Here is a 10,944-nt window from a genome sequence, read left to right as displayed (position 1 = left end):
TCCGCCTCGCGCAGAATCTTCACCATCTGCTCTTCCGTAAACCGACTCTTCTTCATGGGGGCTTCCTTTCCGTCGGAAGCCATTCTCTCTCAAGAATCAGTCGGTCCGAGAATCGGCCAGCAGGTCATGCACGCGAGTAACACATCGTTGCAGGGCGAGAGAAATGCTGCCGTTGAGCGTGTAAGGCAGCTGGAACTCGAGCTGGCGCGGCTTGATCGAAGGCCGAGCGAGCCTCTCAAAATCGTGGTCGAACCGCCGGAGGAGGAGCGTCCGCGCCTAGAAGTGGGCTTTCTGTTAAAGCCAAATCGCTGGGATCCGCGTTCAGTGAAAATGCGCGCCGAAGGCGCCCGATTGCGATTTTCGCTGTTGATCAAGAACGACTCCAAGAAAGTTGCGCCTGCCCCCCTGTTTCACCTGACCCTTCTCGATGGGGCACGCTTCATTACCGCCCCGTCTGGGTTCAAGACTCCGGATCCGAGCGTTGGGGAAACGCGATTCGCGAGGCTCCGGAACGAGCTCCATCCAGGTATGTGGTCGGGAGCGTTCGAATTCGAGGTCGAGCCGCTTGCAGAGGCCACAAGGTTCAGGGTCGAGACCATCGTGCGCTGTTCGACGTGCGAACCAAGCGGCACGCGGCAGGTGTTGGTCGTAAACGTTCTGCGGTGAGCGACTGACGACCGGCGTTCTCATTTCTCCTGTCGCCCGAGTCTTCCGGGGGCGAGAGATCCTGTCGGCCCCTCACTCCAACTCCGGCGCCCACGCCACGCCGTTGATGTGCGCGCCGCCGTCCACGAACAGCGTGTTGCCGGTCAGGTAGCGGCAGTCCTCCGACGCGAGGAACAGCGCCACGCCCGCGATGTCTTTCTCCGGGTCGCCCATGCGCCCCATCGGATTCGCCGCCGCCATCGCCTGCGCGGTCTCGGGGTTCGCGTCGTAGAACGCCTTGTACGCCGTCGTTGCCGCCGCGGGGCAGATCACGTTCGCGGTGATGCCGTACTGCGCCCACTCGCGCGCGGCGGTGCGCGAGAGCGCGCGCAGGCCTTCCTTCGAGAAGTTGTACTCGGCGGTGCCCATGTGCGCGTTCACGCCGTTCAGCGAGCAGATCGTGACGATGCGGCCCCAGCGCTGGCGCTGCATGTGCGGGAAGCACGCCTGCATTGCCCAAAACGCGCCCATCAGGCCCGTGCGGAAGCCGTGCTCCATCAGCGCGTCAGATTTTTTCTCGATGCGCCCGATCTGGCCGCCGCCCCAGGCGTTGTTCACGAGCACGTCCGCGCCGCCGAACTTCGTGCGTGTGAGCTCGACCGCGGCGAGCACCTGCTCCTTCACGCCCACGTCCATCGCGACGAACTCCGCGCGCGCGCCGAAGTCGCGGCGCAGCGCCTCCGCGCAGCGCGCGCCGGACGCGGCATCGCGCTCGGCGACGACGATCGCCGCGCCCTCGGCTGCGAAGCGGCGCGCGATGCCTTCGCCGATGCCTGCGCCGGCGCCCGTAATCAGTGCGACGCGATTCGCGAGAACGCCCATGCGCGACTCCTTCGAAGTGGAGTCGCGTGGTATCGCAGCGCGTCTACCTGCGCAGCGAGCCGCCACCGAGCTGCGCGATCAGCGCGTCGTCGCGCGCGAAGTCGAACGCGTAGCGGCTGCGGCCCTCGCGCACGAACCACTCGTAGGAATCGCGGTAGCCGTCTTCGAGGCCGAACTGCGGCGACCAGCCGAGCTCGCGCTGAGCCTTCTCGATCGAGAACGCGACGCTGCCCATCAGCGCCTCGCCCCAGTGCACGAGCGGCGGATTCGCGCGGCGCGCGATCTCCATGGGCACATGCAGGATGTTCGGCTCCACCCCGACTGCGCGCGCCATGAGATGAATCATCCCGCTCACGCTCGCGGATTCGCGGCCGGTCACGGTGTAGGTCTGCCCGACCGAGCGCTTCGTCTCGATCACGCTCGCCATGCACGCGGCGACGTCCTGCACGTGGATCAGCTGCACGAGCGCGTGGCCTTCGCCGGGAATCGGAATCGGGCGCTGCTGCTCGAGGCGCGCGAAGAACACCGGGTCGCGCGACGCGAGCGGCGACATCGGCCCGAGCGTGTGGCCCACGCGCAGCGTCGTATGCTGGAACGCCGTCGCCGCGTGCTCCGCGTCGAGCAAGTCCTCGCACTGCACCTTGCCCACCCCGTACGCCTTGCGCGGGTCGGCGTCGTTCGGGTCGTGGCGGCGGAAGTGCTCGAGGATCGGCTGCACGTAGCTGCGCCGATACACCGCGGTCGAGCTCGTGAAGACGTAGTGCGCTACGCGCCCCCGAAACAGCTCGACCAGCGGACGCACGTCCTTCGGCGTGTACGACGTGTTGTCGAACACCGCGTCGAACGCATCGCGGTGCGGGCCGAGCACGGCTTCGAGCACGCCGGGCTGCTGGCGGTCGCCGTGGAGGCGCTTCGCACCGGGCGGCATCGGCGCTTCGTGCGAGTTCATCAGCGTCACTTCGTGCCCGCGCCGTGCAAGCTCGAACACGAGATGCAGACCGATGTAACGGTTCCCGCCGAGGACGAGCGTGCGCATGGAGGCTTCCTCCGCCGCGGAGGTAGCGCGCTTCCCTGAAGTTGCGGCAGCGCTGCGGCGATGAGTCGCTAACTCCTGCGCAGGGGGACAGCGCTTGCCGCGTAGCACGAAGATCGTCGCGACTCAGGGGCCCGCATCGAGCGATCTCGCCGTGATGCAGCGCATGATCGAAGCGGGCGTCGACGTCGTGCGCTTCAACTTTTCGCACGGCGGCGACGAGGCGGACCGGCTGGCGCGCGCGAAGGTGGTGCGCGAGGCGGCGAAGCGAGCGCGGCGCGAGGTCGGGATTCTCGTCGACCTGCAAGGCCCGAAGATTCGCGTCGGCCGTTTCGCGGGCGGCGTGGTGCAGCTCGAGGCGGGCGCGCACTTCATCCTCGACGCGACCTGCACGCTCGGCGACGCGCGGCGCGTGGGCATCGACTTTCAGGACCTGCCGCGCGACGTAAAGGCGGGCGACACCCTGCTGCTCAACGACGGGATGATCGTGCTCGACGTCGAGCGCGTGACCGGCCCCGAGATCCACACCGTGGTGCGCACCGGCGGCGAGCTCGCGGACAAGAAGGGCATCAACAAGCAGGGCGGTGGGCTCTCCGCGAACGCGCTCACGGAGAAGGACGCGCGCGACATCGAGATCGCGATGGCGTGCGGCGCGGACTTCATCGCCGTCTCGTTCGTGAAGAGTCGGGCCGACGTCGAGCGCGCGCGCAAGCTCGCCGCGCGCGCGGGCGCGGCGCACGGCGCGGAGCCGCTGATCATCGCCAAGATCGAGCGCGCAGAGGCGATTCCGGCTCTGGATCAGATTCTCGCTGCGGCCGACGGCGTGATGGTGGCGCGCGGCGATCTCGCGGTGGAGGTCGGCAATGCGCGCGTGCCGGCGCTGCAGAAGCGCATCATTTCGGCGGCGCGCAAGGCGAACAAGCTCGTCATCACCGCGACGCAGATGATGGAGTCGATGATTCAGAACTCGGTGCCGACGCGCGCCGAGGTGAGCGACGTCGCGAACGCGGTGCTCGACGGAACCGACGCCGTGATGCTCTCCGCCGAGACGGCGGTGGGGCGGTACCCGGTGGAGACGGTGGAGGCGACGGCTGCGGTCGTCGCAGAGGCGGACCGCTCGGAGCAGGTCGAGCTCGACCTTCAGTTCCTCAACCAGACCTTCTCACGCGTGAACCAGTCGATCGCCTACGGCGCGCTCTTCATCGCGTACCACCTGCGCTGCGCCGCGATCTGCACGCTCACCGAGTCGGGCACGACCACGCTGTGGATGAGCCGCCACGACGTCGACATCCCGATCTACGCGCTCACCCCGAGCGAGGCGACGCAGCGGCGGCTCTCGCTCTACCGCAACGTGCACCCCGTCTACATGGGGCGCACGAACGATCGCGAGGGCGCGCTGCGCGCTGCGGAGCGCATCCTGCTCGAGCAGGGCGCGGTGAAGCGCGGCGACCTGATCGTGCTCACCGTGGGCGAGCCGATGGGCCAGCCCGGCGGCACGAACACGCTGAAGATCGTGCGCGTGGCCGAATAAGCCTGGCGCGCGCGGCCGCGGGACTGACGGGCGCCGTACGCGCTCGCCCACCGCCCACGCGAACCGTGCGCGTCGGCTCGGGAGCGCCCGCAGCGGTGAGCTGCGGGACGCTCCTGAGCGGTTTCGCGCGGCCCTGCGTTCGCGCCTTTAGTGGCGCGCGACGCTCGTCGGGGCGCCGGCCTTCGACGCGTGGAGGCGCGAGAGTCCGTCGTGATCGACCGACGCGACGGTGCTGTCCATGGTCTGGCTCATGCACTGCTTCCACTGCGCCTTCTCCGCGAGCGAGCGACCCTCGGCGGGGCTGCACACCGAGCGCGCGGCGCTCTCGAGCCGGCGATAGAGGGCGTCCACGCCAGCTTGGCTCTCGAGGTTCAGGTCCGATGTCCGGACCGCCTTCTGCATCGGTGCGTCGCTCGACGCGAGGCACGGAAGGGCGACGAGGCAGAACGCAAAGGACAGCGCGAGCTTCTTCATTGGGGGGCTCCGTGGGCGCCGGTTGCCGCCGGGCGGTTGGCGCTGGGTTTTAGGTTGGAGCCCATTTCGGACGGCGCGCACACCTGCTGAAGCGAAAAACACTCAGCAGGAACGGACGACGAAGCCCTGAGCCAGAACCATCCGAGCTACTTCGCGTCGTCCGCCTCGCGCCGCGTCCAGCCGCGCTCGACCATGCAGTTCTCGCGGATGCGCTTGCCGAAGGGCCGGAACAGGGTGGGGCGCACCTTCGGGTAGACGCGGAACTCGATCCCGACGCCGCCGCGCACGTAGCCGTTCGCGTAGTCGGCGATCTGGCTCGCGCCCTCGGAGCACTCGTGGAAGTCGCCGTACCAGTCCTGGCGATCCTTCGTGCCGTGCGACCAATGCGAGCAGCCCGCGAGGGCGAGCATCGCTGCGATCGCAAGGACGCGTTTCATAGGCCTCCCCGGGCGGTTGAGCGGGGCGGAGCTTGGCCTCGTCATCGGCCAGGCGCCACTAGTTTCTTTAGTCCGGCGCGTCAGCGACCTGCGCCGGGAGTTGCCGGGGCGTTGCTGGCGGTCTCGGGGGGAGCTGCGGCGACGTTGCACAAACGCTCGACGCCGTAGTCCTGCGGATTCTTCAGCCGCCCCGCCTGAACCATCTCGGCGAGCACCTTCTCCGTATAGGTCTCCGTGTCGCGCGCGGCGTAGGCGGCGCGGCGGGCCTGCACGACCGGATCTTCGAGGTCCGCGCAGTGGCGCACGATCGCCGGCTTCACGTTCACCCAGCGCCCGTCGAGGACCACGTTCGGGGAGTACGACTCGTCCCACTCGGGCGAGAGAAAGGGCCGCAGGTCGAAGGGCACCGGCATCGTCCAGCCCGCATCGGTGCGCTGCAGGAGCGGCGGCGTGCCCTCGCACAGGTCGATGTACCAGTGCACTCCCACGTAGTTCGCCTCGAGGTCGCCGGGCGAGATCACGCCCGAGATCACGCCGCCGAGCACCGTCGTCTCGATCGTGATGCCGCGGTCGATCGCGAACCGGAGCGCGTCGTCGTGCGAGAGCCCGCGCTCGCGCGCGCCTTCGTACCACTCGAGGTAGTAGTGCCCCTCGCTGAAGAAGTGGGAGATCTTGTCCGTGCCGAAGCGGATGCCGTCGACCTCGAGCGTCGGGCTCGGTGGCACGGTCAGACCGAGGTCGTACCAAGGCAGGCCGCCGTAGATCCAGTTCTTCCGGTAGTCGAACTCTTCTTCCTTCGTCGCGGGAACTCGCGACAGCACCGCCGTTAGCTGCGCCCACAGCTCGATCGTCTGGAAGATGAAGAGCGCGTAGCGGTCGTGAATCGCGTCGACGACGTCGCGGCAGCTCGCGCCGCGCCCGTGGTCCTTGGCGTTGATCTCCGCGAGCGCCGTGCGGATCTCGAAGTTGATCTTCGCGTTGAGCGCGTCGCCCGAGTCCGCCATCGGGCGGCGCCACGCGTAGTACTGATCCGTCTCGAGCGCGCCGGCCGAGGACGCGACGGACAGCGCGAGCGCCGCGCAGAGTGCGCGCGTCAGAAGCCCCATCCGATGCCCCCCGACACGAGCCAAGGCGATCCTTCCCGGTGATCCGTGATGCGACGGTAGAAGCCGAGGGTGAGATTCAGGCTCACCACGGTGAACTGGCCCTCGACCCCCGCCAGCCACTCGCGATCCGCGCGCCGCGGGGTCTCACCCCAGGTGCGCATTACCGAGCCGCGCACGGAATAGCCCATGTAGCGGCGCGAGAGGAAGTACTTGTTGTCCCCAAGCTCGCCGATCAGGTACGCGGGCCCGAGGCTGAACACGGCCCCGCCCGCGCCCGCCTCGGCGCTCGCGAGCCAGCCGTCGACCTCGCACTGAATCGTGCAGTCGTAGGCGCGCGAACGCTTGCCGATCAGCATGCCCAGGCCGACCGACGCGAGCTGCGGATAGGACACCCGCGCGCGCGCGAGGCCGAACAGCTGATGCTCGCGCTCCGTCTCGCGCTGCAGCTCGGCCTCGATCTCTTCAGGCGTAAGCACGCTCGGATCGCGCGCGCTCTCGGCGTGTGCCGGGGCGAGCAACGCGACGAGCACGAGCGCGCACGCGGCGAAACGAACGGTCTGTCGCACCACGCCCTCCCCGAGCGACGGCGTTTATCGCAGCGGACGCCACACGGGGCAAGCGATCAAGCGCGCCGCTGGAGAGGTCGATTCGACGGGGGATGGAACGGCGCAGCGCACCTCGCGAACGGCAGCGGCTTCCCTGCGAAGTCGTTCACGGCGATCGGACCGTGCGCGGGATCCTGGTCGATGCCTCCGCGTCCGGCGCCTTCGTGCAGCTCAATTCGCGCATTCCGGTCGGCGAGGAGGTCGCGATTCGGTTCGCCGACGTGACGTTTGCGCCGCAGCTGGCGCGGGCGCGCGTGGCGCGCAAACGGGTCGCCTCGTCTCGCGCGGGCGTCGGGCTCGAATGGATCGAGCCGCCGGCGTTTCTGAGCGCGGACTGGTCCGACCGCATCGAGTTCGTGACCGAGGATCCGGGATGCAGCGAGGCGAACGCCGAATCGCCCAGCTCCATTCCGTCGAGCGAGGCAGCGGAGGCGACTCCGGAGCCCGATGCGCCGCCGCCGACTCCGAGTGAAGGCACAGAAGCCGCGGAGCCGTTCACGCACGGCGAGATCGCGCTCGCTGAACCCTCCCCGCGCGAGGAGGTGATTGACCTCGCTCCGCAGGCGGTGCGCGCCGATGTCGCGCTGATCGACGAAGGCGACCTCGGCGGCATCGCGCAGCTCGCGCAGTCTCTCGGCGCGAGCGTGCTGCGGCTGCGCTGGGGCTCGCAGGTGGAGCCGATCGCGTGGGCCGAAGCGCCGCGACTCGTGATCGTGTCCGCGCGCGTCGCCCTCGCGGTGCCCCTCGACGAGGCCGTGCTCGCGCGCGGCGCGATCGGCCTCGCGGTGAGCGACTCCGATGCGCAAACCCTTCACACGCAGCTTCGACGTCAGGGCTACGAGTGGGTGCTGCGCCGCAGCGCACACCCGGAGACGCAGCGCCTGCTGCTCGCCTCGCTGCTGTATCGCCAGCGCGAGCGTCGCAAGCACCCGCGCCGCGCGTTCGGCGCGCCCGCGCGCGTGTGGCACGGCATCCGCCCCGTGCGCGCCTTCGTGCTCGAGCTGTCCGCGACGGGTGCGCGCGTGCAGCTCGCGCGGCCGCTCGCGCCGGCGGCGCGGATCGTGGTGCGCGTGCCGAGCAAGTACAGCGGCGGAAGCGCGCTCACACTCGTGGGAGCGATCGAGCGCAGCGAGTCGGCGGGCGAGGACTGTGTCGCCGGCGTGCGCTGGGAGGCGCTCTCGGCGCGCAAACGCAAGCGCCTGGCGGCTCTGCTCGGAGTGCTCGCAGCGACCGGCCCGCTCGCACGGGTGCCGTGCACGCCGGGCGCTCTCGGCGCGCCGGCCGCGCTGAAGGATCGGCGCCGCAGTGCGCGCGTGCGCTACGCGCAGCAAGTGCTCGCGCTCGATGAGAAGAGCGGCGTCGCGAACGACGTGCTGTTCGGCACCGATCTCTCGCTGCGCGGGATGCGCGTCGAGCCGCACCCGCGCGTCCGCGTCGGCTCGAGGCTGCGGCTCGCGCTGCGACCGCCCGGCGGCGAGCCGCCGGTTCTGCTCGACGCCGAAGTCGCCCGCGATGAAGGCCCGCGCGGGCTGATCTTGCGATTCTCCGAAGCCACGCTCGCCGCGCGGAGGGCGCTCGAGCGCATGCTCAAAGCCGGCGCGGAGATCGAGCGCACCCACCACGCGCGCGGCGAGAAAGCGCGCGTCGTGCTGAGCACGCTGGTGGAGGCGACGGCGGAGAGCGCGTAGGAGCAGTGCTTCCACCCGCCCGCCCCCCGGCTTACCGTCGCGCGCCTATGAGCAATCGCGACGACTGGCAGCCGATCCTCGACGAGCTGGAGCGCCGCCGCGCGATCTCGCGCGGCATGGGCGGCGACGAGCGCGTCGCGCGCCTGATGACCGCGCGCGGGAAGCTCGACGCGCGCGCGCGCCTCGCCGCGCTCTTCGACGCGGGCACCTTCGTCGAGTTCGGCGGGCTCACCGGCGGCACCGGGGCGCCCGCGGACGCGCTCGTCGCCGGCTTCGGCAAGGTCGATGGCCGCAGCGTCGTCGGCGCCGCCGAAGACTTCACCGTGCTGGGCGGCTCGATCGGTCCCGGCTCCGCAGCGAAGCGCTACCGCGCCGTCGACCTCGCGCACCAAGAGCGCGTGCCGCTCGTGTTCATGCTCGACGGCGCCGGCCATCGCCTCACCGACACCGGGGGACACGGCCGCGCGCCGAACGATCTGCTCGCGCTCGCGGACTTGTCAGGGCGCGTGCCGATGGTGTGCCTCGTGCTCGGCGCGAGCGCGGGGCACGGGGCGCTCACGTCGCCGCTCAGCGACTTCACGATCATGAGTGAGGCCGGCGCGATGTTCACCGGCGGGCCGCCGCTCGTGAAGGCCGCGCTCGGCGAGGACGTGACGAAGGAGCAGCTCGGCGGCCCGAAAGTTTGCGCCGAGATCGCCGGCACCGTGCACAACGTGGCGAAGAACGACGCGGAGGCCGTCGCGCTCGCGCGCAGATATCTCTCGTATCTGCCGTCGAATTGTCATGGCGCCGCGCCGCACCGCGAAGGGCCCGACACCGGGCCGCGCCTCGTCGACGACATGCTCGACCTGATTCCGCCGAGCGATCGCAAGCCGTACAAGATGCACCGCGTCATCGAGCGCGTCGTCGACCGCGGCAGCTTCTTCGAGGTGCAGCCGGCCTACGGCGCGTCTCTGATCGTCGGCTTCGCGTTCGTCGGCGGGCAGTCCTGCGCGCTCGTCGCGAACGACCCGTGGGTACGCTCCGGCTCCGTCGACAGCGCCGCCGCGATCAAGGCGATGGACTTCCTCGAGACGGCGGGCCGCTTCAACGTCCCGGTGATCTTCCTCGCCGACAACCCCGGCGTGATGGCGGGAACGAAGGCGGAGCGCGAGGGCATCCTCAAGTGGGCGGGCAAGATGTTCCGCGCCGAGCGCCGCCTCCGCGTGCCGAAGATCCACGTCACGTTCCGCAAAGCGTTCGGCTTCGGCTCGACCACGATGGCGCACAACCCGTTCGACCATCAGACGCTGCAGGTCTCGTTTCCGAACCTCACGATGAGCTCGATGCCCGCCGGCCCCGGCGGCCAGAGCGCGAAGCTGAGCGCCGAGGAGCAAGCGCGCGTCGAAGCGGAGCAGAAGGCCGGCGCGTGGCGCATGGCGTCGACGCTCGGCACCGACGACGTGATCGATCCGCGCGAGATCCGTAACAAGTTGCTGCAGGCGCTGGAGCTGGCGAAGGGCCGCATCCGCAACCCGCGCGCAGAGCGCGACTCAGGAGATTCCCGATGAAGTACCGACTCATGGGCAACAGCGGCCTGCGCGTGTCGGAGCTCGCGCTCGGGGCGATGACGTTCGGCACTCAAGGCTGGGGCGCGGACAAGGCCGAGAGCCGCAGCGTCTACGACGGCTTCCGCGAGGCCGGCGGCAATTTCATCGACACCGCGAACATCTACAGCGGCGGCACGAGCGAGACGTTCCTCGGCGAGTTCCTCGCGGGCGACCGCGAGCGCATCGTGCTCGCGACGAAGTACACGGGCGCGACGCGCTCGCGCGACGTGAACGCGGCGGGCAACAACCGCAAGAACATGATGGACTCGGTGCACGCGAGCCTTTCGCGCCTGCGCACGGACTACATCGATCTCTACTGGGTGCACGCGCGCGACTTCACCACGCCGATCGAGGAAGTGATGCGCGCGCTCGACGACCTCGTGCGCCAGGGCAAGGTGCTGTACGTCGGCGTCTCCGACACGCCCGCGTGGGAGGTGGCGCGCGCGAACACCCTCGCGGAGCTGCGCGGCTGGAGCGCGTTCGTGGGCCTGCAGATCCGCTACTCGCTGCTCGACCGCGCCGTCGAGCGCGAGCTGCTCCCAATGGCGAAAGCGATGGACCTGACGATCACGCCCTGGGACGTGCTCGGCTCCGGCGTGCTCGCCGGCAAGTACAACAACAACCCCGCCGAAGCGGGCCGCGCGAAGCTGCGCGGCTTCGTCAGCGAGCGCGCGCTCGGCATCGCGGGCGAAGTGATCAAGGTCGCGCAGGAGCTGGGCCGCACGCCGGCGCAGGTAGCGCTCAACTGGGTGCGCCAAGGGCAGGGCGTGATCGTGCCCCTCGTCGGCGCCCGCACGCGCGCGCAGCTCGACGACAACCTCGGCTGCCTCGAGTTCTCCCTATCACCCGAAGTGAAGCAGCGGCTCGACGACGCCAGCAAGATCGAGCTCGGCTTCCCGCACGAGTTCCTGCAGCAGTTCCGCGCGGGGAGCGTGGTGAATCATCGGGAGTGAT

General features: G+C 69.6%; 10 protein-coding genes. 4 read left to right on the top strand and 6 right to left on the bottom strand.

Annotation, left to right across the window (positions count from 1 at the left end):
* Positions 1-738 precede the first annotated feature (738 nt).
* Together FJ091_05685 and FJ091_05680 are read right to left on the bottom strand one after the other, a co-directional pair.
* Complete coding sequence (locus FJ091_05685) at positions 739-1,527, bottom strand: SDR family oxidoreductase (protein MBM4382843.1); 789 nt, start codon at positions 1,525-1,527, stop codon at positions 739-741.
* A gap of 43 nt (positions 1,528-1,570) precedes the next feature.
* Positions 1,571-2,563, bottom strand: a complete 993-nt coding sequence (locus tag FJ091_05680; GenBank protein MBM4382842.1) for an NAD-dependent epimerase/dehydratase family protein — start codon at positions 2,561-2,563, stop codon at positions 1,571-1,573.
* A gap of 94 nt (positions 2,564-2,657) precedes the next feature.
* Here FJ091_05680 and pyk point away from each other — a divergent pair, with 94 nt between their 5' ends.
* On the top strand, positions 2,658-4,091 hold the full coding sequence (pyk, locus tag FJ091_05675) for a pyruvate kinase (GenBank protein MBM4382841.1): 1,434 nt from the start codon (positions 2,658-2,660) through the stop codon (positions 4,089-4,091).
* A 147-nt stretch (positions 4,092-4,238) separates the two neighbouring features.
* On the opposite strand, the gene FJ091_05670 is transcribed toward pyk, so the two are convergent.
* From FJ091_05670 to FJ091_05655, 4 genes are all read right to left on the bottom strand, one after another.
* Positions 4,239-4,565, bottom strand: a complete 327-nt coding sequence (locus FJ091_05670) for a UrcA family protein (protein MBM4382840.1) — start codon at positions 4,563-4,565, stop codon at positions 4,239-4,241.
* A gap of 146 nt (positions 4,566-4,711) precedes the next feature.
* A complete protein-coding gene (locus FJ091_05665; protein ID MBM4382839.1) occupies positions 4,712-5,002 on the bottom strand; it encodes a hypothetical protein in 291 nt (96 codons plus the stop codon).
* A gap of 80 nt (positions 5,003-5,082) precedes the next feature.
* On the bottom strand, positions 5,083-6,108 hold the full coding sequence (locus FJ091_05660) for a hypothetical protein (GenBank protein ID MBM4382838.1): 1,026 nt from the start codon (positions 6,106-6,108) through the stop codon (positions 5,083-5,085).
* Positions 6,096-6,674: a hypothetical protein gene (locus FJ091_05655; GenBank protein MBM4382837.1), complete on the bottom strand. Its 579-nt coding sequence runs from the start codon at positions 6,672-6,674 to the stop codon at positions 6,096-6,098. Before FJ091_05655 ends, FJ091_05660 begins: the two co-directional genes overlap by 13 nt.
* Before the next feature lie 92 nt (positions 6,675-6,766).
* Here FJ091_05655 and FJ091_05650 point away from each other — a divergent pair, with 92 nt between their 5' ends.
* From FJ091_05650 to FJ091_05640, 3 genes are all read left to right on the top strand, one after another.
* Positions 6,767-8,401: a PilZ domain-containing protein gene (locus FJ091_05650; GenBank protein MBM4382836.1), complete on the top strand. Its 1,635-nt coding sequence runs from the start codon at positions 6,767-6,769 to the stop codon at positions 8,399-8,401.
* Between the two features lie 116 nt (positions 8,402-8,517).
* A complete protein-coding gene (locus FJ091_05645) occupies positions 8,518-9,951 on the top strand; it encodes an acetyl-CoA carboxylase carboxyltransferase subunit (protein MBM4382835.1) in 1,434 nt (477 codons plus the stop codon).
* Entirely contained in the window at positions 9,948-10,943 is a 996-nt protein-coding gene (locus FJ091_05640; GenBank protein MBM4382834.1) for an aldo/keto reductase, read from the top strand. The genes FJ091_05645 and FJ091_05640 overlap by 4 nt, the downstream gene beginning before the upstream one ends.
* Position 10,944: the final 1 nt, after the last annotated feature.

Source organism: Deltaproteobacteria bacterium, from assembly GCA_016875395.1.
In the GTDB taxonomy this organism is placed as follows: Bacteria; Myxococcota_A; UBA9160; order UBA9160; family UBA6930; genus VGRF01.
This window is presented reverse-complemented; position numbering and strand designations above follow the sequence as displayed.